Genomic DNA, 24,533 nt, shown 5'->3' with positions numbered 1-24,533 from the left:
CCCCCAGCTAAAAATCCTTGAAAACTCAACGATCCAAAATTCTCGCAACTATGTGTCTCAACCAATGTCATAGAATGATGTCAACACCATTAGTTGCAAGACACTTTTCAAGGATTTCATGACCAAGCTGATCGGATACGCCCGCGTATCAACCAAAGCCCAAGACACTGACCGGCAAATCCAAGACCTCATCGCCGCCGGAGTCCGGCGCGATGATCTTTATATCGACCACGGGCTATCAGGTGCGCTGAGTAAAAGACCGGGGTTGGACAAAGCCCTCGAGTCGCTGCACCTGGATGACACCCTGGTGATCACCACCTTGGACCGGCTCGGGCGTTCCACCCAGAAAATGCTCGAACTGGCTGAAGAACTGCGTGAACGGAATATCGGACTGCGCGTGCTCAATCTTGGCGGCGGCGACGTCGACACCAAAACACCCATGGGTGCCATGGTCTTCACTGTCATGGCAGCACTCGCGCAAATGGAGCTGGAAATTAAACGGGAACGGGTCAATGACTCCGTCACCAAACGCCGCACCACCGGTGGCGACCTCGGTGGCCGACGCCCCACTTTCACCGAATCCCAGATCCGCACAGCTTCGAAACTCATCGAGGCCGGTGAACCCGCTACCCAAGTTGCCCGAGATATGGGAATGTCCCGGGCAACGCTATACCGCAGAATCAAAGACTTGCAACGATAGCCATACTCATAACCACTACTAGCCACTGCAGTTTGCGCTGAACTCAGCTGCCGAAAAACTGACAGTCATGCATGGAACAAAAATGCGGGAGTTGTGGTGCCTCAGGCACGCGAAGAGCCCCGTCTAAGACGAGGCTCTTGGCAAATTCAGCATCTTGGGGGCTGCTGAATTCTTCTCCCCACCGCAATCACTATAGAGGGATTCCGTCATGATGTTGTGTGAAGGAGGAACTTTTATTCTAATGCAGCTTTTTTGCTAGCCACCTGATTTTCTAAAAACTAACAGCTGGCATTCAGGATAATATTTCCTGCGCACTCGGATAGCTGGCACTGAAATAGTTCTGGTGCCTACTTCCGTGAAAATAAAAACCGTGAAAAACGCGCCATTCGAGCTAGCAATTCCAATGGAGCGTTTCATGTTCCCAAAAATCATCGTTTTCGATGGGAGCGTTCGGCATTCCGAGGTAGGACAAGATCGTTCCGTTTCACGCCCCGCCACCGGTCACTTCACAGGATAGGTTAACGGAACAGTCGACTTTCCTATGAATCCAAGAAACTTCGTAAGTTCAAGTCAGTCAGGGGTACGTTCCGGCAACTGACCGCCTTACGGGAGGGGACATCGTGGGCCGCCGGCTAACGGTCACCGACTTGCAGATCCGGACCGCGACGAAACTCATCTAGGCCGGCGAGCAAGCCACCCAATCCGCCAAGGACTTAGGCATGTCCAGAGCAACGCTCTATCGGCGCCTCGACGCATTCGAAAGTTAACGCCCTTTGACGCTGTCCTACACGAAGAACGATGCCTGACAAGAAATACTCAGAGTGTGAAAAACCTGCAAGTTCTTCCCTCCACTGATGTCAGCCCATAGCCTGAAAGCTGCAAGCCTGAATCGTTTCCGGCGGAACGTAAATGACCAAACCGAGTATAAACCGATTACGAAGAAGATAAACGAAAGAAAGGCCGCCAAGATGGCGCCACGGCCTTCAGCAGTTCACCTACCAGTTGAGAGTTTTGATGGACAATGCAGACAACCCGCAACAGGTGATTCCTACCTGGGTAAAGCATAGGGCCCTTGAGATTGCCGGCTGGGTGCTGGTTCTAATCGGTATCGCAGCCTTGGTGCTTCCTGGACCAGGATTGCTGTGCGTTACGGCCGGCCTGGCTATATTGGCGCTGAGGTATCCCTGGGCTAAACGATTGCTGCGGCCAATAAAATTCCGAGCGTTGCGGCTTGCCTCGAAAGGAGTGCAAACGTGGCCGCGAATCATATTCAGCACACTAGGCGGTCTCAGCGTCATCGCCATGGGGATCATCTGGGGCATCGGATTCCCCGCCCCCGGTTGGTGGCCGCTGGACAGCGGATGGTGGTTAGCTGGCGGGTGGGGAACTGGGGTAACACTCATTGCCTCAGGCGGTTTAGCCTTGACGATGATTCTCTACAGTTTCAAACGCTTCCATGGCCAACCACCGTTATAAGGCCTTGGTGGCAATCCTTTGTCAGCCGGAACCGCGCGTTGACCGCGGAAGTAAAGCTAACAGTCAGACCTCCGACGCTGAGACGCCAGCCCCTTCCACTGTATAGATAACTTATTCTCCGAGTAGGGAGTATTCTCAGAAGATCACTCCACGAAGATCACCGAGCGCCGCAAGCGACACCCGGGGAAACGCACCTGCATAAAATAATGCAGTAACGCACGTGGTCGGTCAGCTTAGGGAGAGCTGACCTCAACGGAGGAAGATATGAACACCCCTGAACTACATACCCACACCACCGAGCGCCTCAATGAGCTGCTGCACTGCCCTGAAGCGTTAAGGCACCTCACCGCTTATGGATGGGTGGAAGGCATGCCGGTAGTCTTCGCACACCGAGATGAGCTGGTAGAAGAAGTCATGGGTTTCGTTTCCGTCCATGGGCGGACTGTGCTCCTGGTGCTCACTGACGCTCACACTGACGCCTTGCAACTCTGGCATGTCACCGTCCCCAGTCCCATCTTCACCAGAGTTGTTCCTCTGCCCTCGGGAACTACGCTCGCGGAACTCTGCGTCAGGCACAGCGAGAATAGGATCACGCGCTTTCGCGTCCATTTCTGGGCTCATAGCGCCGCGCTCCACCAGATCCCCCTCTATGTCAGCAACGACAACAGGGCGGCGGATGCCCAGCTGTCATCTGATAATCGCTGAACCTTGTGCCAATGCCCTAGTCAAACCTCTTAAATTTCTGAGAATCCTTGCCGATCCCCAGTTTCGACGCTTCATATACGCTCTGAGCAACACGCGGCTCCCTGTCTTTACCTGCCTGACTAGTCATTTTTCAGCATCTTCCTTTAATGCAGATTTTCTTTCCACAGGCAATGCAGTTCCCTAAAAAATCCGCTAATTGATGAGTTGACGTGAACTTTTATTAACGTTCATCTGCATCGGTAGCTTTGTTGCGTCGATCGTCTTAGGGTGGAAACAACACACTAAAGAACCGTAACGACAGGCAGCCAGTCTGCGTTGTGTCTTGTTCCAAGCTGATGGGGATCACTCGGAAGACTCACGAACACAGTGGAGGTAGTACCAATGCCAGGACGTCTCGTAAGAACACAAACTGCCGAACGCGTGAGCGATCTGCTCGGATCACGTGAAGGACGCGCACACCTCACCGCGCACGGTTGGGCTCAGGGAATGCCAGTGGTCATGGCTGTGCCTGCCGAACCGGTCAACGACGTCATGGGATTAGTATCCATGCACGGACGGTCGGCATTGGTCGCCATGCTCGACGCTGGCTCTGATGAACTCAAATTCCTCTATATTTCCACGCCGAACCCCGCCTTGAAGCCAGTCAATCCGGAAGAAGCTGCAACTCAGATCCACGAGCTGTTTGCCCGCACAGAGAATCAGGGAGCGGTCACTTTCCGAGTGAAGTATTGGGCTTCCTGCGCAGTGGCACTGCCCATCCCGGTATTCTATCCAACGAAAGAGACGAAAACCTACGGGCAGCGCTTGAGCCTCTGATCCTTTCCGCACACCATCGGAAGGCAGGAAAGGGGAACGCGTTGCGCAGGGCATTGCGGCTCGAGGCCAGTAATCGGCCATGCCGCACAGCTAAAGCAACGGCTCTCTACCAGCCAGTCTTCAATTGCGCCGCTCTGTCACCGGTTTGAACAGCATCGTTCAGCTTCGGAATCTGAGCAGGTTAAGCTTTTGCTTCAGCAATCGAGCGCTCCTGTGGTGCGTGCTACGAGTGCGGATGCTCCTGTGAGTCGGGGGAAAGGCGCTGCAGGTGGTGCTTTACCGCGTCGGGGCTTTCGCCTGCCGCGAGACGATGCACAGCTTCGAGCAGTCCTTGGACCTCTGCAACGCGGTGAGACCAATAAGTGGTTTCTAAACCGAAACCTAAAGCCGACTCCTTGACGAACTGTTCCATACCGTCGCGGTGGGTCTCCAAAGCGCTGGTCAGATCATCGTACTGATCATGCGAGAGAGATAGATGAATGTCTTTGCGGTGGGTGTTCAACATGAACTCCTGGGTTGTCCAATAGTTCTATGGCCTCTGACCTTACTGCCCGGTAACAGGTATAGGTCAAGACCAGAGAGATTTACTCAGCAACCCACAAGAACCGTGACCAGTTATGAAGAATCAGTCTTTGCTGAAGTGCAGGACCCGCGCCCCGAGGTAAAGCGAAATGGGATTGCTCCGGCCAAGCCTAAGGGAGCACCGGCCTGCTACGCCATGACGTGGGCCTCACCGGCAGTTCTTCGCCCGGTTCCCCTGAACAGACGCTTGCGGCATCCAGATGGCCGTGTCTCTCCCAGCGGGTCAGTATCTTCTATCCAGGGTGGACCGCAAGACGGAACCATTGGAGACACAACCTCTTACGGGCACGACTCAAAATCTAAAAATTAGCCAAAAAATCTGAGGTCAGCTGCATCCCGTAAACCACTGACAATGGAGTGTGGGAAATACCGTTCCGAAATCAGGTTTCGGGAATCTGAAAAGACTGCGAATCCACTCACTGACGGATAATGCGCGAGCAGTTGATCCTGCATCCCATTAGCGATGGTTTTCGGCCTAAACTTTTCAGCCATATGCGCCTTCAGCAGGAGCTGCATCTAGCCCAAGTTGATGTTGAGGCCTTCCGATTCTTTAGCGACGTAGCGTCAGCGATAGGATTCATGTCGAAGGTTCGCTTCTTCTTATTCACCACAGCGGACTTGTATCGTTATGAACTTAAGGATTTGAATGTCTCGCTTGACGGATCTGCTTCGCACCGCGAGCCAGCTCGACCCGCAGCTTGCTAAAGATCTCGCAGAAGAGATTGCTCCCCTGCAAAAACGCCTCCCATTCGGTTTGAACTTCGAGCGTCATGCACCCGAAGCCGTTGAACTGCCGGGCCATAAGATCCGCAAGATGAGCAAGGTTCGCGTGCTTCCTCCACGAGGAATTACGCAGCGCGGCGACCAGCGAATCTGGACCGTCGATGCGATCACTGGAGACACTGCTGACCTCTCGACCCCGAAGGGTTCCGAGATCGAAACCGCTTCCGTACCACTTGACGATTTAGTTCTCGTAGCTGAATTCCGTGATCGCATCTACCCCGGGCTCCGACCAGATGGAACAGTTGAGCGCGGCGGTAATAAGCCATTCCACACCGTTATTAACGGCGAGAATTTCCATGCTTTGGAACAACTTACTTTCACGCATGAACAATCCGTGGACGTGATTTACATCGATCCCCCGTACAACTCGGGTGCGCGCGACTGGAAATACAACAACGACTATGTAGCGAACGACGATCTCTACCGGCACTCAAAATGGCTGGCTTTCATGGAACGACGTCTGAAGCTCGCCAAAAGGCTTTTGAAGCCACATGACTCGGTGCTGATCGTGACAATCGACGAAAAAGAGTATCTGCGTCTTGGCCTTCTGCTAGAACAGACATTCCCCGAAGCAGAAATTCAGATGGTCAGTTCCCAAATCAATCCGGCGGCGTCCGCGCGACCTGGGTCTTTCGGAAGAGTTGACGAATACATTTACTTCGTCCGGCTGGGTACCGCCGTAGCGAGCCGCGTATTACTCTCACGCGAATGGGTGTCATCGAGAGGTCGAACCCATACTGGTGTACCACGATGGGACATGTTGCGACGTTCCGGCGGCGGAGCAAGACGGCAGGACTCTCCCGGGGGATTTTACCCAATCTATGTTAATCCGGCTGGCCCAAGCATCTCTCATGTCGGAGATCCACTGCCTGCGGGAGTATCAGACGTGCCATCCATCGAAGGAACGGTACCTGTATTGCCAATCCGCAAAGATGGTTCGGAAGGCCGTTGGATGTGGAGTAAGCGTGAGTTCGAGCGTCGCCAAGCTCAGGGTAGAGTCCGTATCAGCGGAAATCTGAAACGCGGATTTGTGGTCTCTATTCTTAAAGACGGCGAGTACGCAAAGATCATGAACGGCGAGTACACGTCTTCCGGTAGGAGGCCAGATGGTTCGCTGCTCTTCGAGAAGGATGAAACTGATCTTGTTCGGGCAATCCCTGGGACTCAATGGCGCATTCCCTCGCATGATGCGACACAGTACGGGTCGCGGCTGCTCAGAGACTCATTCTTGCCGAGTCGCGAGTTCCCCTTTCCGAAATCACTGTACGCCGTCGAGGATACCTTGCGGTTCTTCGTTGAAAATAGACCAAACGCGATTATCTTGGACTTCTTCTCCGGCTCAGGAACGACTGCGCACGCTGTGATGCGTCTCAACAAGCAGGACGGCGGTCGCCGTCAGTGCATCTCAGTGACGAACAATGAGGTATCAGCCGACGAACAGGCCGAACTGCGGCGACAGGGCCTGCGCCCTGGCGATCCCGAGTGGGAAAAGTTAGGTATCTGCGACTATGTCACCAAGCCGCGCATCCGGGCCGCGATCACCGGTAAAACCCCGGACGGTGAACCGGTTAAGGGCGATTATAAGTTCGTCGATGAGTTTCCTATATCCGACGGGTTCGAAGAGAACGCAGCATTTTTCACGCTGACCTATGAGTCTAAGTGGCTGGTTGGAGTCGATCGATCCTTCGCCGCTATCGCGCCAATGCTCTGGCTGCGCGCCGGCGCAGTCGGCCCACGTATCGACTCAATCGAAGGTGGATGGGCAATCACTGATAGTTACGGCATCCTACGTGACCTCGATGATTCCGCCGCGTTCATCGAAGCAATCCGTGCGGCAGACAGTATTCGGATCGCGTACATCGTCACCGACGATGAGGGCCGATACCAGCAAGTCGCCGACGAAATCCGAAATCTGGAAACCGTGCGCCTATACGAAGACTATCTCCGCAACTGCGAGATGACGGGGGACTTCTAATGCGTTTTACCTTGAAGGACTACCAGGCCGACGCTGTCGGGGATACGCTGCACGAGCTAACTTCGGCCCGAGACTTCTACCGGAGTGCTAGCAAGCGTGTTTCCTCTGTTGCGCTGACAGCGACCACAGGTGCCGGCAAAACCGTGATGGCCGCTGCGGTCATCGAGGCCTTGTTCTGGGGCAGTGATGACTACGCTATTGCGCCGGACCCTGGAGCGGTCGTGCTCTGGTTTAGCGACGATCCCGCCTTGAATCAGCAAACCAGGCACCGGTTGGAACAGGCCTCCGACCGTCTGAGGAACCGACTAGTAACAGTCGAGCACCCGTTCCGCTACCAGAAGCTCCAAGCGGGCAACGTTTACTTCCTGAACACGTCGAAGCTTTCAAAGAATAGCCTGCTCGTGCGGGGCCGCGATGACGCGGACGCTCTGCCGGGCTTCGACGCGCATCCTGACACGGTACCGTTCACATTTTGGGACACGCTGAGGAATACAATCGAGGACGATGGTCTAACGCTTTATATGGTTCTCGATGAGGCGCACCGGGGTATGGGCAAGCGTCCGTCCGAGACTCCAACTATCGTCAAGCGGCTCATCAACGGTCACAGCGACGTACCGGCCATACCGATAGTCTGGGGTATATCTGCGACCGTACAGCGCTTCGAGGACGCGATGAGCGCGGCCGAGGTGCAGTCCAACCGTGTCCACCTCGCAACTGTGCAGGTTGATCCCGTGCGCATTCAGGAGTCTGGTCTGCTCAAGGACGATATCGTTCTTGACTTCCCGGCTGAGACCGGAGATTTCAGCACCGTGCTGTTGCGCCGCGGAATCCGGAAGGTGAAAGCACTTTCACATGCTTGGGCAATGTACTCTGCCGGCCAAAGCGAGGAGCCGGTCAAGCCGCTCATGGTGCTACAGGTGCCGAACAAGCCCTCCCCTGCAGAAGTTGCTTCAGCCATTGACGTGATCCGCGATGAGTGGCCGGAGCTGGAATCTGACGCAATCGCACATGTCTTCGGTGACCACAGCGCGCAGACATTCGGGCCTCATAGCGTCCCATACATTTCTCCGGAGCGTGTTCAGGACGCCGCATACGTGCGTGTTTTGCTCGCTAAGGATGCCATCAGTACGGGCTGGGATTGTCCGCGCGCCGAGGTCATGGTGTCGTTCCGCCCAGCCAAGGATGAAACTCACATTACACAGCTACTCGGTCGTATGATTCGAACGCCACTTGCTCGACGCATTGAGGGTAACGACATGCTCAACAGCGTCGAGTGCATTCTGCCGAAGTTCAACAAAACCACTGCCAGTCTTGTGTTGGAACGGATTATGGGGAATGACCTGCCCACAGGCGAGACCGTGGGTCCGCGCGTTTTGGTTAATCCCCAGGTCATGATGCCGAATAACACCATACCGGACGAAGTTTGGGAGCTGTTCCAGGCATTGCCGGCAGAGACGCTACCTCGTAAACACGCAAATCCCATTAAGCGGGTCACCGCGTTGGCCCATGCGCTGGCTGCGGACCGTCTGCTATCCGACGCCGGAAAGATCGCTCACGAGCGTCTCCACGGCGTTTTAAATGGGCTATCAGCTCAGTACGCGAAGGACCTCTCCAAGGCTATCGATGACGTTCTAACTGTGGCGGGAGGCACTGTGCGCGGCCATGCCCGCCACGGGCTCCGTCAGGATGCCACCTGGAAAGAGGTTGCCGATGATCGAGCGATCCAGGATGCTTATCGCGCTGGCGCTCGCACGATCACTCCGGACGTTGCCCGTACCTATGTCGAACATTTAGCTGCGGGTACCGATGACGAGGACGTTTATCGGGACGCCAACGTTCAGATTGCGGCACTCGCTTTGCTTCCGCAAACTCGTCCAGCTTTGGATGCAGAAGCTGACCGAATTGCGCATGAGTGGCTCAGCCAATATCGGGTTGCGATCAAGGATCTCTCTGAAACGCGACAGAGTCTCTATGCAGAGATCACCGCGATGAGCACGGACCCGCAACTTATTTCGATGGCGCTGCCGAAGAACCGCCAAGAAGAGACTAAACGAGTCGTTGGTGACTCCATCCAGCTCCTTGAACGACGGTCACTGCACTTGCTAGCGGATGATGAGGGGCTGTTCCCTGTCGGGAAGCTTAACCCGGATGAAATCGAAGTGCTGGATACCGAGATCGCGCGCGGTAATTTGCTTGCTTGGTATCGAAACCCTACCGGGGGGCGGGACTCGATGAGTTTGGCGTATCAGGACCGTCATGGTGATTGGAGGACTCTGCGTCCGGACTTCCTGTTCTTCGTGAACTCCGAGAAGGGTGTGCAGGCGAATATCGTCGATCCTCATGGTGCGTGGCTTCCGGATGCACTTGCAAAGCTCCGTGGAATGGCACGCTTCGCTGACATCTACGGCGATCGGTTCCATCGGATTGAATCAATTTCACGCATCGATGGAAAACTCCGCGTTCTTGACTTTACGCTGCCTTCCGTTCGCGCAGCAGCACTGACGGTCGTCGACGCTGATAGCGCCTATCGTGAGTTCTCCATCGAGTACTAGAAAAGTACTCCCGGGGTATTTGATGATCTCCAGCGGACGCAGGCGAGGCCAGCGAGTCTGTTCCCAACGAGATAATACCAATTCGGTTCGGACTAAAGGCCACCTGTCAGCTGACGGCTCCCAGTTATGGCGAACTCGTCAACTATGAGGAAGGACTTCCCGAGCTCGTTAAGGGTCATTTCAAGACGATAGACATCAACCTCGCCCGAATCATTCCGATACGGACGGATACCTGATGGAATTCGTTCGCTCTTCCATTCCTCGTATGACTCACGGAAGTACTGATCGCCCTCGTCCCAGGTCGAGCATTCGGTCACATACAGGTCGTATTCCGCATCATCGTATGTTTCCTCGTGGACATCAAGTTGGGCCCAAGCGAACAGCCCAACCACGTCCTCGGCGTAGCTCCTCGGACCGATTAGGAACTGCCAGCGAACCAGTTCCTCCGCATCGTTGCCGTTCTCATGATCGATGCCGATTGAGATCGCACCCCGGCCGGAGGACTTATTGCTCCATTCCTCCATGTCGACCAGCAGTCTTGTACCGTTCGCGAGCATCTCCATCCAGGGCTTCGCTAGACGGAGCTCTCGAATTCGGAGTTCATAAGGATCGCCATCGGCGGCGGTACCGAGCGGAGCGCGTGCACTCTCGTCAATGATCTGGGACTCCGGTACAAGAATCTTCCAATTACCCGTGGATGTCCGTTCAAGCGTGTCGCGCCGGATGAGCTGCCAGTGGCATAGCTTCGTCTCTGGGTGATAGACAACGACCGCCACCGGCAGGGAGTGGTCCAGCCAATAGTTCACATGATTCGTGTCCGGGCGAAACCACCAGCCGCCGGGTCCGGGTTCACTGAACCAGCTCAAACCACTTTTAACCTGTAGGGCCACGAGGCGTCCCCGGACATCTTCGCCGTCCACAACCTCAGCATGTGCGTCGATCCCGTAGTCCTCCGTGGGCTGGACGCGAAAGATCCATCCGAGGTCGCTCTCGAATGCAAGCTGTGCTTGGGTCATGCCTTCACTGCCAACTCTGGCACTTGGCGTACGGCGCATCATAGTACCCAATTTTGCCCTATAGCATATCGTCATTGGAGCTTCGACATGAAGGGGATGGTGCAGGTTTTTCATACCTTCAAAGATAAGTGCGTTCTGCAAGTCCCATCCGAAATCCGTACTATCGCGTTGGGCAAACAGTACGATGGCCGGAGTGTCGCCTGGGTTTTGCTGATCATTTCAAAAACGATGGTTTTTGAAAGTTGAGGGGTTTGCGCGTTACCCGCATGTACGACAGATTAAGTGGCGGTTGCGTTTAGCAAGCCCACATAGAATATCGAGATGACCACAGAATTTTTCTCTCGCTACATGCTTTCAAAGATCGCTCAGGCCCTCGGCACAAACGAACACATAACGCACGACGCTCTGAGCACCATTTGGATGGGTTTTGGCGACCATTCAGAGATAAGCGACTCAACGAAAGCTAAAAGAGCTATCGAGATGGTCGAGAAGATAGCTAAGAAAACTCAGGCAGATAGTGATTTCATGCAGATCATCAACGAAATCTTTTACTACGACGCAAAAAGTGAAGAGCGGAGAGAACACCCTGCATTCAAACAGATCGAAAATCAGCTGCTGAGAGACGGTTTCGTATCCGACGAACAAGGGATCAACCCACCTATTTTTACTGGATCAAATCAACAGAAAACTGCTGAACCTGTTTCTCCTGAACCAAAAGTTGTTGACAAGAAGGTATGGCCTGAACCACAGAAGACCTGGGATGGAAGTTTTGAAGACGTGAAGACCACCCCCACTCAAAGCAAAGACCCGCGAAAAGTTTTCATCGTCCATGGGCGCGACACCCAGACCAAAGACACCCTTGAGCAATTTCTGAGATATATCGAGGTGTCATCTCTCGACTGGGCAGAAGCCCGTAGACTGACGAATTCTTCCTCACCTACTACTTTGGAAATCGTCCAGGCAGGGCTGAATAATGCGCAAGCTGTCATCGTCATATTTACTCCTGATGACGAAGCACGACTAAAAGATGAATTCCATAACCCTTTTGATGGTTATGACGAAAGAAAACCAACCGGGCAAGCGCGCCAGAACGTGATTCTTGAAGCAGGAATGGCGTTGGGAATAGACGCTAAACGAACAGTCTTAGTGCGCAGAGGTAAAACACGCGATATTTCAGATATCGCTGGCATGCATTGGCTCAATCTAAATAACGAGTGGAATGACCGGTCAATGCTGGTTGATGCTCTTGTCTCGGCTGGCGTAACTGTTAGCAGAAACCGAAATTTCACCCATGCCCATGCAGGCTTGTATAGCTAGCTCTTTTCAATGCCACACAGGAAAAACCCCTCGGCCACCGAGGCGAGAGGTTTTTCCTGGGTTTGGTAAGCGTTGTCACGCGTGGTCTGTAACTTCTCCGGGTTGGCTTAGATGCGTTGTTTGGTTACAGTCTGCCTCTCACTTCAAGGAATCAGTGCCGACAATGGCAGGGCTTGAACAGCCACACGGGCCTCATCTAGCGGATCGATTGCCTGCTCGATCTCTATAGCTAGGTCAAGTAGGTCCTCGGGTGTCGGGGAAATCGTCTTCCACGACTTCCCATCTGGGGCAGTGTAGGCCAAACCTGGAAGGTAATTGCCTCTTCCATCTTCACCAGCTGTGTATGGATGAGCGTGCAAGAGTACATTGCGCACTGACTTTCGAGCCTTTCGAAATTCAAGTACGGCTAGATCGAGCGCGTCCGCTACGACAACTCCAGAATCCACAGCCCTGTACTGGCCCGCAAGGTTCTCAAGATCCCTCTCTTTGGGACCCGCCATTTTTGCCCGAGACTCAGGAAGAGTCGCGGCTCCAGCTTCGAAGAGAATCGCTGTTACAGATTCTTCAAGGCTCAAAAAGCAGTAGAGCGCCCGTCCCAATGCAGCGAGGACTTGAGGATGCGCTGGGGTTCGAAACTGGCGGCCGAGTGTAGTGTGGGTGCCATTTGGGGAGTCCTCTGTCATTTGCCCACAATAGGCCATCTAGGTGCAGTTCCTGATTTCTCAAAATTTCAGAATCAACGAAATACCGATCCCGCAGACCGTTCCGGTTACGGGTTCGTTAGCGTCCCGACCGTTTGCCGAGCTTCTTGTTGATGTCGAGAAGATAAACCAGGTCGTGGTTTCGTACTGCGGTGCGAGTGCTAAATGCTTCCTGTGCGGCAGCGGCGGCGATGCGGCCTACAGCAGCCAGAGCAGCAGCGGGAGTGGGAAGCGCTGCCGCGAGGTCGGTAAAGTTCGCTACCGCCACCAACAACGTTGGCACCCCATATCCCTCGGTGGAAAGTCGTTTGCCTGTTTCTACCGCAACTCGCGTCTTGGTCGCACTCTTGCGCAGTTCTTCTAAGGTGGGGCGAACCTGATCGTTCCACATCTCGTCGATTTCGCTGGGGAGAGTTTCATCCAAGGCTGAGGACTGGAGTTTGCTGGCCAGCGCCTTCACGGACTCTCGGTATGCGGCTCTACCTTCGGTGAGTTCTTCACGGGCTTCTAAGATGTGGCTCATGGGTGACTCGGGGAAGGCGGGTAGTCGCTCCACTAGCCCTGTGCCGAGAGCGCTCCGACGGGAGCGGTTCCCAGCAACCGAGGGTAGCCCTTCGGTGTAGTCTGCTGTTGCACGCAGGTATTCAGTGGATACCTGATCTAGGAGAACGGTTGCGCTGGGTGCCCCCAGCGCCTGGGTGAGCCGATCACGAAACCACTCAAGTTGCTGATCTAGGCTGTCCTCAAAGCGAGTTCCATCGCTGATCAAGGTGACAGCGCCGGTCTCCAACGCAATATCCAGCTCCAACCCTTCAGGGGTGTGCAGGTAATCGGTGGCTTCCTTCTTGAGCTTCAGGATCGCGGGACGCCAAAGCGCCTCCGCTTCGCGCCGTTGCGGGTGATTGGGCGGCGTTGCTGCCAACTTCCTTAATGCTTCGCGAAATTCTTGAGGGGAAATTTTCGTGACTCCAAGGCGTTGAAGAGTCTCGTTGGGAAGCTTCGCAACTGTCAGTAGGGGATTGGCAGTATTTGTATGCAACAGTGGAGTGAGTGTGTCCCTCCACGCCGCACTGGGTGCAAGAAGGTCCAGATGATCTGCATAGAGCAATGAACTTTTCAGGAGTCGCAGTTCTCCGGCAAACGATGGTTGGCCGTTGATTTTCGTCTGCGGGCTGGCACCAATGGTGACAGTGAGTCCAGAGCCTGTCGTTCCAAACGATTTTCGATTTTGACGAGACGGTCTGCGCGACGTTTTCCCCATGGAACCATTCTCTCTCATGTGTCCATTAACTTGGTTAATGACGGTTCCGGGGTGCACAGTACTTTCATTCGACGATTCCGGCTTAGTAACAACAGCACGAGACTACTCACACGTCAAAGATGGGTACCACCTGCGGGCCTGCTCTCCACTCAGCATCTGAGACTCCGTTCGACGATCTGCCATCGAAGGTGACCCGTTCGGCCCACCCTGCCCTGGTAGCCGTTCTTCTTGCGGGGAAACCAAAAACGGTCGATTTTGAACATGTAGAATTCCTTACCACTCAACATCAGTGAGAGCGGACAAAGGGGTATTGTCCTCAGTCCGGAGAGCCCACAGGTCATCGGCAAGGCGTACAGGCTCACCGAATACCAGTTGCGTCCGCTGCTCCAACTCCCCCACCGAAACCTGATAGACCCTAAACTCATCCAACATGAGCGCTACACGCAGCTGATCGAGATCCTGAGTCAAGAGGAACGCTCGCGCTTTCAACACGCCGCCTTCTTTGAAGACGATGAGTTTCCAATATTCCGAGGGCAGCCCAACCCCTCGATACACCTGGTCGCCAGGCTGGAAGACCGGCCCACCGAAGACACTCACACAGAGGTTTTCAACATCCACCTGCTCATAGAGCGCATTCTCCAGCTGGCCCCAGATCCCCTCTTGGCTGCTCTGGTTGAAGTCATCCATCTGCGGGGCGATGTTCGTGTAGAAAAAGGAATCCTCATTGGCTTGCTGCGCTTCCGCGGCTTCGCCCCACACCAGATCCGCACGGCGAGCAATATGCCCCCGATCCAGCCGATTACCCTGATACAGCTCATTGCCTGATTGGAACTCTTCAGGCAACCTCGAATCCTTGTTGAAATCAATGCCCGAACGGCTCAACCGCTTGGTTGCAGCGCCGTCGATGTTCCAGGCCACCCAGCGCGCCAACCGTCGCGACTTGCTCAGTGACAGGGAAAAGTGGGTATAAGGAATGACGTTCGACCCTTCCCACAGCACCGCGTCCTGCAAGGCCTCAGCATCCAAGATCGGCAGCGTGACGCTAGTTCCCAGGAAGTCTGGGTCGTACCCGCTCCGGTCAATCGGAACATTAGCCAGGTCTGCATCAGTGGACAAACTGAACACCACTTTCATCGAAAATCGTACGATTTTGTTCCATGAGTTTGCGCCTCCAGCCTACGGCCTGCACGGTGAACACACCCAGGGAAATCACCAAACATCAAGACCATTCGATGCGAACCGAGTCGAGGCAGGATCACGAACGAGCCTTCCTGTCGGAATCACAGGCTACATTCGAGTATTAGAATAGATATTCTAAGAAAAGGTGTTGCTGTGAAAATTGATCGAATACAGGTATGCGCATTGGCGTCCCCGCCTCAGCGCGTGATCGCGATGGCGCTGGACCGGGTGCCGGCCGGCTACCCCTCCCCCGCCCAAGACTACTCAGATACGAAGATCGACCTGTCAGAGATGCTGATCCGCGACCAGGTATCCACCTTCATTGTGCGCGTCTCAGGTGAGTCGATGCAGGGTGCGGGGATCAGCGATGGGGATGAGCTGATCGTGGACCGCTCCGTAAAGCCTCGCGACGGGCATGTGGTGATTGCGGTGATTGACGGGGAGATGACCGTCAAACGGCTGACCACCACACCCGACGGAGTGGTGTTGAAAGCTGAGAACCCGGACTACCCTGATCTGCGCGTGGCCGAGCTTAGTGATTTTCGGGTGTGGGGTGTGGCTACCACATGCCTACACCACCTCTAGAGCCACGTCAGAACTATATTGCCCATGTCGATGTGAACAGTTTTTATGTCTCGTGTGAGCGGGCTTTTGATCCGACACTGGAAGGCCGGCCGGTGATTGTGCTGTCTAACAATGACGGTTGCGCGGTCGCCCGCAGCGCCGAGGCCAAAGCACTGGGCATTGAAATGGGCGCACCGTGGTTCAAGCTCGCTGCCGACGCTGACCGAATTAACCTGGTTGCAAAGTCTTCTAATTATGAGCTGTATGGCGAAATGTCGGGGCGGGTCATGAAACTGCTGGGCCGCTTCTCCGCCTGGGTGGAGGTCTATTCCATTGATGAAGCTTTCCTGGGTGTCACTGGCACCGTCGATGAGCTGCAAGTCCTTGGTGAGCAGATCAAGGCCGAGGTGTTCCGGCTGACCGGGTTGCCGGTGTGCGTGGGGATCGCCAAGTCTAAGACCCTGGCGAAGATGGCGAACAAAACAGCCAAGCACATCACGGAGCTGGGCGGGGTGTGCGTGTGGGACCGCGCCCCAAGGACAACCACGGAGAACTTACTCGCCCGCCTTCCTACGGTCGAGATCTGGGGCATCGGACCCCGTCTGACTAAACGGCTGCGGGGCCTAGGGATCTGGACAGCAAAAGATCTGCGGGATGCCGATGAGGTGCGTATCCGCGATAAGTTCTCCATTGTGCAGATGCGCACCGTGCTAGAGCTGCGCGGCATCCCCTGCATCCCGATGGAGGAAGAACGGGTGATCAAAGATCAGCTGATCTTTTCCCGCAGCTTCTCTGATCCGGTCACTGACCGGGTGGGGATGGAGCAGGTGATGGGGATTTATGCGCAGCAGGCCTCGGCAAGATTGCACAAGCACCAGAAGCAAGCAAAGATTCTGTCTGCGTGGGCGATGACCAGCTATTACAACCAGCATCAGGATCATCAGCCAACTATCACGGTCAAGCTCCCTGGACCGAGCGCTGATCCGGTGGTGCTCACCAAGGCAGCAAAGCAGCTACTCCCCCAGATCCTGGTCGGGGTGAAATACGCACGCGCAGGGGTGGTGGTCATGGATCTGCAACCGACGGCGATGCAGGAGACGTTCGACCCGTTTGTTTCGGCGCATGAGGCGAAACAGATCGGCCCGTTAATCGCCCAGATCCGGGCTGAGTGCGGTGTGAAGTCGATTGGTTTAGGTGCTGCCGGTCTACAGCGAGGGCCAGCTTGGGAAATGCGCCGCGAGATGATGAGTCCGCGCTATACGACACATTGGCGGGAACTGATGACCGTGAAAGCAGCTTAGGTCTTTAACTGCGGTCTACGCGTATGGCGAGTGGTTGGTGCCCTTCGGGGCACCTTGGCTCGTGCTGCGTCCCGAGCTTCTTCGTATGTGGCTGCTTCTGCCTCGTAGTAGGTGACGGCCTGATTGGCTGGATTTTCTGCGGAGAAGCTAACTTTCAAGATTTTTGTTTTCTTTCGTGGTTCATTTGTCTTTGATTTATTCGCCACCACCCCCGCCTGAGGCCGTGCACGACCCAAGGTCGCATGACGTTTGGTCACTCAGGTACCGCAGGTTTTGGGTTGTGTTCGGGTGGTCGACTGGTTCCTGCTGTCCTCGTGTGTGCCGGAAAAGCAGCGGAGCGGGAGGGCTTTTGCTGTGCACAGGTGGATAGGAGGCTTAAACCGCTACTGAAACTATCGGGTCAATCTGTTTGGCAGTCGCTCCGGTGGCGTTGGCAGCGTTCCCCCGTTGCGTTCCTGCGCTGCATGTATCGCTGAGTCTAGTGCCTCACCACACCATGCGCTGTCCGACAGCCATCGCTCTATCGCGTGTTCCTCGTTGATCGCTGCACGCATCTTCTGAACCGCTTCGGTAGGCACATTGAAGGAACGGGAGCTACCGGTGCGCTTCTCTGCTCGTGCTGGTCGCTGTATGGCGTTTTTCTGACGTTGCTTTGGGCTGCGCTTCGCGTGGGTGGTGAGCGCTTCACCAATCCAATTAGTGAAAGTGTTAGCTTCTCCCTCATTCGTCCAGTCGGCCAAATATGCGGCCTTGGAATTGATGAACTGCTCAGGCGTGAGATAGATACCCACGCGTGTCACATCAATGGTGCGCGCTGGCCGTCCTGCCGTCTTAGCTCGCTTGGGTGCTTCGGTTTTGGTCTCTGCAGGGGTCACGCTCGTCTGTGGCGAGGAAACTCGGGTACTGCAACACGTGACTGGTGTGCGGGTGGTCGGCTGGTTTCTGCTGTCCATGTGTGTGCAGGAAAAGCCCGGAGGGTAGAGAGCTTTTGCTGTGCACAGGTGGGCAGGAGGCATATTCCTGTGTGGCGCGGCGTGCTGTCCATGAAGGTAGCGCACCCGGCACCGCGCCGCTTCCTAGGTCACCTTTCCAAAGGACAGACTTCACATGCTGAGTTCAGGAGATTTCCTAACCAGTGACAATAAACTGGCGCAACTGAAATTCTCGCATTGGGATGGAAAGCTACCTATAGAAGAACTCATGGTGGTCTGTTCTAGTGAATATCGGCGGTCACGATACAGATGCTGATTCGAATGTTTTCACCCTTAGCTTCTCAGCGATTGTTCCAGGAAACCATGAGACTCTGTCGGACACACTGCACAATAGCGAGTTGATCTAAATGCCATCCATTCTAGAAACGCAATGGGCGTCCCTTTGGTATCTCCGCTTCTTCCCACACATAGGCCTGCCCACCATTGTGTTCATCCTCAAGACTGGTCACTTCTTGCAGCACGCACGCCCGCAAAAAATCATTCAGGCTAGCGTAGCGGTGGATGTGCCGAGTTGCCATGAACGTCTGCCGAATGCGATCGTGCTCATCGTCTGTGGGAGCCAAGGACATTTTGCGGCGCGACTTTGACTTGGGAGTTGGATCCTCGGACGGCTTGACCACTGCCGGTTGCGGTTCAGATTGGGAAACGTGCTCCGGTTCTGGAGCAACTTGTTGCACAGGTGTCTGTTGCACTGGGGCAATTGACTGTTGGATCTGTCCCGCCGGTGCCTGCTGGGCAGAATCCGGAGTCGCTGCCGCTGCTTGCTGCTCATCTTCTGGCGCAGACATTTCGGACACAACACTACGGCCTGCAGCCTTGCTCAAGCCCCGGTTTTTTTTGAGTCGCCCAAGCGCTGAGCCGGCGTCTCCCCCGCGTCCAGGTGTTGGAGTGGAAGTCATGACGCCGTTCCTTCCCATACTGCAGTCGCTACTCGTCTCAGCGATTTCAGCAGCAATGATGCTGAGTTTCCGTAGGATGCAAGCGGCTTCGCGGCCGCTTGTGCCTTGGCAAAAATTTCGCGGTCAGGTAATCCTGGATCAAGCACTAATTCGCCGTAGTCCTCTCGCATTTTACGCACCCAATGCTCTTGATCCACTCGGCCCTTGCGTAATTTGTTGACCACAATTCCGGCAACGTCTAGTTCGTCGTTTAGGTTTTCCTGCACCTCAGCGACAGTAGTGACAATTTCGGTAAGTCCCTCCACGGAGGAAACTCGGGCTTCACTGATGAATAGCGCATGGGTTGCTGCAGTCAAGGCATTCACAGTGAGCAAGCCAAGAGAAGGAGGACAATCAATTAGTACGATGTCGAAATCATCGACCGCTCCTTTAAGGGCATTACGTAGACGCCGTTCACGAGCCATCATGGAGTCACGTTCACGGGAAGCAAGGTTGCGCTCGGAAGCAATAAGGGAAAGGGTCGGGAATTTACCCTGCCAGGCCTCCCCCGCTGGAATGATGGCGTCAGCTGCAATGCCTGGGGTGATCTTATGGTTCTGCTCTTCGTCACCGTATAGAACATCGTTTAGGGTGAATTCCGGGTTGTACACGCCTAATGCTGAGGTCGTGTTCTTTTGAGGGTCCGCATCGATCACCAGGACCCGTTTGCCATGGTCGCGTGAAAACACCTCAGCAAGACCTGTGACGAGGGTGGTCTTGCCGACCCCGCCCTTTTGGTTGCAAACTGCGATGATTCGCGCTGGCATATTGCCTACTTTCGAGCCGTCGATGACGGGATACCGGCTTAATGCGCTGCAAAAAGTATACGAAGTAGGCCGGCAAACCATATTTCTTAAACACACGCTAGACGGGATGCGGGGCTGTTTGCCACGCGCCACGCCTAAGCGTTTCAGAAAAAGTTACAGATTCATGAAAGGTACCTTTTGTACCTAAAGCCCTGAAGGATACTTTGAGTTAAAGGTACCTTTAGAGCATATAGAACTTATGGAGCCAACGACTCTCTAGAAAAGAGCGCCTTGTTCTCAACCTGACACTAAAGGTACTTTTTGTACCTCGGGAACCTTTGGAATTTTGTAGGTGCTGCAAATAGGAGGACTCGTCAAATAGTCCTCCGTTTCAAACAGTCTCAATTGTTTGCGTTACGTAGCAATATTTGTTGAGCTTACGCATGGGTGTAAAGTCTTCTCCGTCTGGCTATATTTGCACCTTTGGAACTAAAGGTACCTTTTGCAGCATTATTTCCGAGTCTTCAACAAACTTTTCAATAATGGTACCTTTAGATATTTAAGAACCTTTTACGTGTAAGGTGCAGAAGGAGTCAACACGACAGATGGTTCACGTTACGACTAACCAATAGAGTCTTTGGCCTCAACGGCGCGAAGGCTTTTTTTCATTTTAAGGGCTTTGAAGAGCTTTCAATGAAAAGAGGCTGCGGTTTAAGTTGCGAGGTCTAACTGAATTTTCATCAAGCACGCGTTGAACGTTCATCCTGCCTAAATTGATCCGATGAGTGCCATCAGGGGCTCAGTGGGTATGAGTTCGCTATTGAGAAGCTCTACCAACTCCTTCCGCGAAGAGCATATGCTCTGTGGCGGCATCGCAGTCCTAGTGAAGAAGGTACCTTTCTGGTGGGGTCGCGTGAGATGGTCGATGGTTCTCCATCGACTGTTTGCAGCGTAGATGCAGACTGGCGGGACTAACTGCTTGACTGGCGACCTTGGTGCGATACGTTCGAAATGATCATTAGGTACTAAAGGTACCTTTTGCACTATTACTGGTCATTGTGGTGATGTTCGTGAATAAGAATAGTCGTGAAACTGACATCTCGGAAGCGCGTCCTGCGGGCCTAGGAGGCGAAAGGGAACAAAAGGTACTTTTAGAGCTATCTTTCATTTAGTAGCAATCGCTTACGCCCGCAACGGATGTGAGCGATAAGTATACGGATTTTGGCCACCGTGAAGGGCCCTGGTAAGTGAAGCAGGAAGTGGCGCGAGCGATCGCATGGCATGGCAACCTAGTGATAAAAGTGGAAAGTGAACTAAAGGTACCGTTTTGATTCCTTGTCGACAAACTCAAGAGGACAGCATCCATTGGCAATTTTAGACAGTAGATTTGAGCACTAATGGAGCAAAAGGTAACAAAGGTACCATTACTGAAAATGTGAGGGGGAGAGCGGAGCTTCAATTAGCTGGCAGTTCGGAACGCCATATCACTCAGTGACCAATCATCAGGCGGACCGCTGAAGAGTTCGAAGGGGTAGTCCTCATCTGGTTCAAGAAGCTGGGGGAGTCGATTCATTCGCTCGGACAACCAGGCTCGCCACTGAGCGCGTTGTTCACGGTACAACGTCACTTGATTGAGCACCAAGTCAAGAACACCCAAGGATTCAGCCAACGAGCTCAAATTGGTTGAGGCGACCAAGACCCAACCTTGTTTGGTGCGTTGGGCCAAGTTCCATGCAGCTAATACTTCAAGGGCTTCATGGACCGTGCTACGGTTCAACCCAGTCTTGCTCTTGATCTCGCTGACGCCAAGAGTGCCACCTAAAACTTCCAAAGCTTCATAGACAAATGCTGCAGTGACACCGAGCTCCCTGAACGCTGGGCGCAACGAATGCAATTTACCCTTCTGCCACGTTTCGTTGCTCGCAGCTTCCATAAGCAGGGGAGGAATGACTAGTTCATACTGATCACCGGTCGTCCCTGTTGCCTCGCCGACCTGCCGGATGAGCGGTTCTTTTTCGTTGCGCAAAGCTCGTAGATGAAACGCTACGGTTGTCGGTTCAACTCCTGAAGCGATCGACAACGAGCGGACACCGAATTCGACTACACGACTTCCAATCATATGCGCTCCAGCTCCCAAGGCTCGAAGAACCAACCGGCGAGATAGACCAGAACGACTAGATTGATATCGCGATTCCACGAGACTCAGGGCAGAACGCCAAGTACGAATAAAGTGATGTTCAGAATTCGAACCAGAAGAAACAGCCTGATCCCAAGCCCCCTGTGTTAAAAGCTCGCTTGTGTTGGTTTTATGGACACGTTGCCCCTCAGACTTTTCTGCAGCGAATTTGGTGGCTTTGAGCCAATCTCGACGCATTGAATTGGACCGTTGTGTGGGGGAGTAGCGGGCGTAGAACTGAGCGAGTCCTGGCCATGCGCCCTGCTTGATGCGTCGTTCAACATCAGTGAGTTTCAGACCTCTAGCTGCGCAGGCGACGAGGACAGCCATGCGTGCTTCCGAGGGGCTGTTGTACCTCGCAGTGTCGTAGATCCCTTGTGTGGCGATCAAAGCGATACGACGGGACAAGGCACCTAATTCGCTGCTGCGAGTGTCGGCCGGCACAGCAACGGCTTCACGTCGTTCGTTGGCAGCTTGGATTTCAATACGTAACGAATCGCATAATGAGTTGACGGTGGAGAACTCGTTGCGCTCAGTAGCAACGTTATGAGCCATCTTCAGGCTCATTTCCAACTTCTGTGCGCCACCAGTTTTGTGCGTGGAGCCAGGCGTGCGAATACATCCGTGGCGTAGGTTCTGATGCGGTGTCGGGTCCAGCGAGGGGTATCGGTTGGCCAACGCTTCAACGAGGCCGCGTGCCTGATGAAATGGCATGCGCTCTGCAAGCGGAATGTAAACGTGCCGGCCGCCGTTGGGGGATTGGTCTTCTATCCATCGTGCCCCGTGGGCAAACAACCAGGACTGCACAGCAAGCACATCCGCTGCGACGCGGGCTTCTCCACCAGGTGCTGAGGAGTCGAAGTCCAGGCAGATCGTCGCACAAAGTCCGTCACGGCCATAAATGAGGACGGCAGCCGGTTGGGTAGGACGCGCCGATGCTAGATCTCGTTCAAATTTTTGTGGGTAATTTTTGCCAGCGTCTTTCGAAATGCGAACTCGAGGCTGGCCTGCAATAAGTGGCGCCAGTGAAGCCCAGGCAGCTTCATCTTCGGACGTTATTGTGCCGGCTCGACGAGCCAGGCTTGGGGTCAACGGTGGAACTGCACCATAGAGCTGCGGTACGATAGCGGTATCCTCTCAAAAGGATGGCAGGCAAAAGCCCTGTGTGTGAATGATGAATCATTTGCTCATAAGGTCGGAGTCTGAGCGCTCTGCGAGTGTTCTGGTTCCTTGGGTTTTCTACCTCCTTTCCTCTTTTTGTGGATCTAACTAAATAAGTTCTTCGTCTTTGGCCGGCAAGCTTCCCGACGAGGAACACATACTTCAGGGGCCCGCTACATGCGGGCTCCTTATTTTAAGCCGTGAGGCTTAGACGTTCAGGACCTTTGCGTCCAGAACCATGCTTGGGATCATTTACAGCTGAGACAATCAAGTTCTCCACGAATTCACTAACGGATAGGTTGTCGCGTGCGGCAGCCTCCTTCAGCTGTTCTTGGTGAGCCACAGGTACACGAGTGCCTACAAAGAAGCGCTCGCCTTTGCTCCGTCGCCCGCCTCCGCGGTTTCCTGTTGCAGCCATGTCTACTTCCCTCGCTCTACTGTTCCGAACCCTTTGGGTCTGTAACTGTTTCCGACTACACACGAAACTACCACCATGTAAGTAAGGATTCTGTGAGGCTGTTTTCCTCGCGAGTCTGGATATTTTGGGGCAAAGTGCGGTTTAGGTACCGTGAGCCTCAAAAGGTACCTTTTGTCTATTTGCCATTTAACCCAAAGCCTTCACCAAAAAACCCAATATTCATCCACATCCTGTCAAAATTCGGTCAGAACACCGGCTCTCTAAAGGTGGTTAAGCCTCGAAAGGTACCTTTATACCCCTTGGCACCGTTTGAATATCAGAAAATGGGGAGCCTAAAAATAACTTAAATACTCTCAATTTGTCGTGTCGTTTCGCCAATGAGTAGATGCTTTGGGGTGTTTTCGGCCCCCGGAAAAGAATCCAGACGATGAATTAAGGGGAGCGTGCAATCTTCATTGGAGAATGCGCAACGAGTATCAAGCCCGTTTGGATTTGGCCGCAACAGCGCCTTATTTTCGTTTTGAAAACGAGCTAGATGGCTAAATCGGAGAAATGAGGCTATCGGTGGATGTCACTTTTTCACAAGCCACCTCTCGTATACATTGGCTTTTGTACGGGGCACGTCGGTGGGGTGCAGCTTGCAGGTAAACTGACAGCGGCTTGGGTTGGCAGCGCCGAGGAGGCTCATCCTGAGAGCAAAATTCAACGCGGCAGGGACCATGAAATTAATGATTTTCATGTGGTGGTCTTTCACGAGTTCGAGCTCAGAGTAAAACTGGCTAAATGATATTCGAGTTCGCCTGGTGGTTCACCTTAGGCACGAATGACTCTCCTAGTCATGCAAACTTATTGATTCGCCGAAGTGAGACGTTCCGCCAAGTGGGTGGTCCTAATAGCATGTCCAGCATGACGGGCTGGGAAGTTTCAAGGCATCCTGAATGGGACATGATGTACGCTGCCGGACTGACCACGCGTGAAATCGCCGATCGCTGCCATAAAAACGTGGCTACCATCCACGCACACTTCCAATCTCGGGAAAGCTATGAGCCCGGTACCCGTGCCACACATGAAGCAGCGCTGGCTGCTAGAGGAGCGGACCGTCCAACGATTAGTTGGCGAAAGCTGCTGGCTGAAGTCCTGGAGTTGGGGTCTTGGTAGTAATGGGGACGGATTG

The 24,533-nt window shown here is 54.0% G+C and carries 20 protein-coding genes and 1 pseudogene; 10 read left to right on the top strand and 11 right to left on the bottom strand.

The window, feature by feature from the left end:
* Window positions 1-118 precede the first annotated feature (118 nt).
* From ACX5K5_RS16980 to ACX5K5_RS16970, 3 genes and pseudogenes are all read left to right on the top strand, one after another.
* Window positions 119-700 carry a recombinase family protein gene (locus ACX5K5_RS16980; protein ID WP_459175477.1) on the top strand — a complete coding sequence of 194 codons (582 nt, stop codon included), beginning with the start codon at window positions 119-121 and terminating at the stop codon, window positions 698-700.
* A 698-nt stretch (window positions 701-1,398) separates the two neighbouring features.
* A pseudogene (locus ACX5K5_RS16975) lies at window positions 1,399-1,467 on the top strand (helix-turn-helix domain-containing protein); the annotation flags it as partial.
* A gap of 247 nt (window positions 1,468-1,714) precedes the next feature.
* The gene (locus ACX5K5_RS16970) at window positions 1,715-2,176 is read left to right on the top strand and encodes a PGPGW domain-containing protein (protein ID WP_459175476.1); all 462 of its coding nucleotides are present in this window, start codon (window positions 1,715-1,717) and stop codon (window positions 2,174-2,176) included.
* Between the two features lie 333 nt (window positions 2,177-2,509).
* On the opposite strand, the gene ACX5K5_RS16965 is transcribed toward ACX5K5_RS16970, so the two are convergent.
* Entirely contained in the window at window positions 2,510-2,797 is a 288-nt protein-coding gene (locus ACX5K5_RS16965) for a hypothetical protein (protein ID WP_459175475.1), read from the bottom strand.
* Window positions 2,798-3,262: 465 nt separating this feature from the next.
* Between ACX5K5_RS16965 and ACX5K5_RS16960 the strand changes: the two genes are divergently transcribed.
* Complete coding sequence (locus ACX5K5_RS16960; RefSeq protein ID WP_459175474.1) at window positions 3,263-3,697, top strand: hypothetical protein; 435 nt, start codon at window positions 3,263-3,265, stop codon at window positions 3,695-3,697.
* A 223-nt stretch (window positions 3,698-3,920) separates the two neighbouring features.
* Here the strand turns inward: ACX5K5_RS16960 and ACX5K5_RS16955 are convergent, their stop codons facing one another.
* Window positions 3,921-4,202 carry a hypothetical protein gene (locus ACX5K5_RS16955; RefSeq protein WP_459175473.1) on the bottom strand — a complete coding sequence of 94 codons (282 nt, stop codon included), beginning with the start codon at window positions 4,200-4,202 and terminating at the stop codon, window positions 3,921-3,923.
* Between the two features lie 723 nt (window positions 4,203-4,925).
* Between ACX5K5_RS16955 and ACX5K5_RS16950 the strand changes: the two genes are divergently transcribed.
* Window positions 4,926-7,037 carry a site-specific DNA-methyltransferase gene (locus tag ACX5K5_RS16950; protein WP_459175472.1) on the top strand — a complete coding sequence of 704 codons (2,112 nt, stop codon included), beginning with the start codon at window positions 4,926-4,928 and terminating at the stop codon, window positions 7,035-7,037.
* A complete protein-coding gene (locus ACX5K5_RS16945; protein ID WP_459175471.1) occupies window positions 7,037-9,589 on the top strand; it encodes a DEAD/DEAH box helicase in 2,553 nt (850 codons plus the stop codon). Before ACX5K5_RS16950 ends, ACX5K5_RS16945 begins: the two co-directional genes overlap by 1 nt.
* Before the next feature lie 92 nt (window positions 9,590-9,681).
* On the opposite strand, the gene ACX5K5_RS16940 is transcribed toward ACX5K5_RS16945, so the two are convergent.
* On the bottom strand, window positions 9,682-10,605 hold the full coding sequence (locus ACX5K5_RS16940; RefSeq protein ID WP_459175470.1) for a DUF4365 domain-containing protein: 924 nt from the start codon (window positions 10,603-10,605) through the stop codon (window positions 9,682-9,684).
* Between the two features lie 321 nt (window positions 10,606-10,926).
* Here ACX5K5_RS16940 and ACX5K5_RS16935 point away from each other — a divergent pair, with 321 nt between their 5' ends.
* Complete coding sequence (locus ACX5K5_RS16935; protein WP_459175469.1) at window positions 10,927-11,922, top strand: TIR domain-containing protein; 996 nt, start codon at window positions 10,927-10,929, stop codon at window positions 11,920-11,922.
* A gap of 143 nt (window positions 11,923-12,065) precedes the next feature.
* Here the strand turns inward: ACX5K5_RS16935 and ACX5K5_RS16930 are convergent, their stop codons facing one another.
* The 3 genes from ACX5K5_RS16930 to ACX5K5_RS16920 all read right to left on the bottom strand — a co-directional run bounded on the left by ACX5K5_RS16930 (window position 12,066) and on the right by ACX5K5_RS16920 (window position 15,000).
* The gene (locus ACX5K5_RS16930) at window positions 12,066-12,296 is read right to left on the bottom strand and encodes a hypothetical protein (protein ID WP_459175468.1); all 231 of its coding nucleotides are present in this window, start codon (window positions 12,294-12,296) and stop codon (window positions 12,066-12,068) included.
* Between the two features lie 406 nt (window positions 12,297-12,702).
* On the bottom strand, window positions 12,703-13,884 hold the full coding sequence (locus tag ACX5K5_RS16925) for a hypothetical protein (protein ID WP_459175467.1): 1,182 nt from the start codon (window positions 13,882-13,884) through the stop codon (window positions 12,703-12,705).
* Window positions 13,885-14,157: 273 nt separating this feature from the next.
* Window positions 14,158-15,000, bottom strand: coding sequence for a DNA/RNA non-specific endonuclease (locus ACX5K5_RS16920; RefSeq protein WP_459175466.1), 843 nt, complete (start codon window positions 14,998-15,000; stop codon window positions 14,158-14,160).
* Window positions 15,001-15,276: 276 nt separating this feature from the next.
* Between ACX5K5_RS16920 and ACX5K5_RS16915 the strand changes: the two genes are divergently transcribed.
* Together ACX5K5_RS16915 and ACX5K5_RS16910 are read left to right on the top strand one after the other, a co-directional pair.
* Window positions 15,277-15,648, top strand: coding sequence for a LexA family protein (locus tag ACX5K5_RS16915; RefSeq protein ID WP_459175527.1), 372 nt, complete (start codon window positions 15,277-15,279; stop codon window positions 15,646-15,648).
* Window positions 15,630-16,928 (top strand): Y-family DNA polymerase, encoded by a 1,299-nt coding sequence (locus tag ACX5K5_RS16910; protein ID WP_459175465.1) that lies wholly within the window; start codon window positions 15,630-15,632, stop codon window positions 16,926-16,928. Before ACX5K5_RS16915 ends, ACX5K5_RS16910 begins: the two co-directional genes overlap by 19 nt.
* A gap of 392 nt (window positions 16,929-17,320) precedes the next feature.
* Here ACX5K5_RS16910 and ACX5K5_RS16905 read toward each other — a convergent pair whose 3' ends face one another.
* From ACX5K5_RS16905 to ACX5K5_RS16885, 5 genes are all read right to left on the bottom strand, one after another.
* Window positions 17,321-17,803 (bottom strand): hypothetical protein, encoded by a 483-nt coding sequence (locus tag ACX5K5_RS16905; RefSeq protein ID WP_459175464.1) that lies wholly within the window; start codon window positions 17,801-17,803, stop codon window positions 17,321-17,323.
* A gap of 476 nt (window positions 17,804-18,279) precedes the next feature.
* Window positions 18,280-18,819: a ParB family protein gene (locus ACX5K5_RS16900; RefSeq protein WP_188687394.1), complete on the bottom strand. Its 540-nt coding sequence runs from the start codon at window positions 18,817-18,819 to the stop codon at window positions 18,280-18,282.
* Window positions 18,816-19,625 carry a ParA family protein gene (locus ACX5K5_RS16895; RefSeq protein ID WP_188687393.1) on the bottom strand — a complete coding sequence of 270 codons (810 nt, stop codon included), beginning with the start codon at window positions 19,623-19,625 and terminating at the stop codon, window positions 18,816-18,818. The genes ACX5K5_RS16900 and ACX5K5_RS16895 overlap by 4 nt, the downstream gene beginning before the upstream one ends.
* A gap of 1,438 nt (window positions 19,626-21,063) precedes the next feature.
* The gene (locus ACX5K5_RS16890; protein WP_459175463.1) at window positions 21,064-22,872 is read right to left on the bottom strand and encodes a helix-turn-helix domain-containing protein; all 1,809 of its coding nucleotides are present in this window, start codon (window positions 22,870-22,872) and stop codon (window positions 21,064-21,066) included.
* A 262-nt stretch (window positions 22,873-23,134) separates the two neighbouring features.
* The gene (locus ACX5K5_RS16885) at window positions 23,135-23,359 is read right to left on the bottom strand and encodes a hypothetical protein (RefSeq protein WP_188687392.1); all 225 of its coding nucleotides are present in this window, start codon (window positions 23,357-23,359) and stop codon (window positions 23,135-23,137) included.
* Window positions 23,360-24,256: 897 nt separating this feature from the next.
* On the opposite strand from ACX5K5_RS16885, the gene ACX5K5_RS16880 reads away from it, so the two are divergent.
* The gene (locus ACX5K5_RS16880) at window positions 24,257-24,517 is read left to right on the top strand and encodes a hypothetical protein (protein ID WP_459175462.1); all 261 of its coding nucleotides are present in this window, start codon (window positions 24,257-24,259) and stop codon (window positions 24,515-24,517) included.
* The last annotated feature ends 16 nt before the right edge of the window (window positions 24,518-24,533 follow it).

Source organism: Glutamicibacter bergerei, from assembly GCF_054495185.1.
Note: the sequence above shows the minus strand (reverse complement) of the source record. Positions and strands in the feature narration are given on the sequence as shown.

Excerpts from the sequence above, each read along its gene's own strand:
- ACX5K5_RS16980 (WP_459175477.1), top strand. The coding sequence starts at position 119 with ATGACCAAGCTGATCGGATACGCCCGCGTATCAACCAAAGCCCAAGAC.
- ACX5K5_RS16970 (WP_459175476.1), top strand. The coding sequence starts at position 1,715 with ATGGACAATGCAGACAACCCGCAACAGGTGATTCCTACCTGGGTAAAG.
- ACX5K5_RS16965 (WP_459175475.1), bottom strand. The coding sequence starts at position 2,797 with ATGAGCCCAGAAATGGACGCGAAAGCGCGTGATCCTATTCTCGCTGTG.
- ACX5K5_RS16960 (WP_459175474.1), top strand. The coding sequence starts at position 3,263 with ATGCCAGGACGTCTCGTAAGAACACAAACTGCCGAACGCGTGAGCGAT.
- ACX5K5_RS16955 (WP_459175473.1), bottom strand. The coding sequence starts at position 4,202 with ATGTTGAACACCCACCGCAAAGACATTCATCTATCTCTCTCGCATGAT.
- ACX5K5_RS16950 (WP_459175472.1), top strand. The coding sequence starts at position 4,926 with ATGTCTCGCTTGACGGATCTGCTTCGCACCGCGAGCCAGCTCGACCCG.
- ACX5K5_RS16945 (WP_459175471.1), top strand. The coding sequence starts at position 7,037 with ATGCGTTTTACCTTGAAGGACTACCAGGCCGACGCTGTCGGGGATACG.
- ACX5K5_RS16940 (WP_459175470.1), bottom strand. The coding sequence starts at position 10,605 with ATGACCCAAGCACAGCTTGCATTCGAGAGCGACCTCGGATGGATCTTT.
- ACX5K5_RS16935 (WP_459175469.1), top strand. The coding sequence starts at position 10,927 with ATGACCACAGAATTTTTCTCTCGCTACATGCTTTCAAAGATCGCTCAG.
- ACX5K5_RS16925 (WP_459175467.1), bottom strand. The coding sequence starts at position 13,884 with ATGGGGAAAACGTCGCGCAGACCGTCTCGTCAAAATCGAAAATCGTTT.
- ACX5K5_RS16915 (WP_459175527.1), top strand. The coding sequence starts at position 15,277 with ATGGCGCTGGACCGGGTGCCGGCCGGCTACCCCTCCCCCGCCCAAGAC.
- ACX5K5_RS16910 (WP_459175465.1), top strand. The coding sequence starts at position 15,630 with ATGCCTACACCACCTCTAGAGCCACGTCAGAACTATATTGCCCATGTC.
- ACX5K5_RS16900 (WP_188687394.1), bottom strand. The coding sequence starts at position 18,819 with ATGACTTCCACTCCAACACCTGGACGCGGGGGAGACGCCGGCTCAGCG.
- ACX5K5_RS16895 (WP_188687393.1), bottom strand. The coding sequence starts at position 19,625 with ATGCCAGCGCGAATCATCGCAGTTTGCAACCAAAAGGGCGGGGTCGGC.
- ACX5K5_RS16885 (WP_188687392.1), bottom strand. The coding sequence starts at position 23,359 with ATGGCTGCAACAGGAAACCGCGGAGGCGGGCGACGGAGCAAAGGCGAG.
- ACX5K5_RS16880 (WP_459175462.1), top strand. The coding sequence starts at position 24,257 with ATGTCCAGCATGACGGGCTGGGAAGTTTCAAGGCATCCTGAATGGGAC.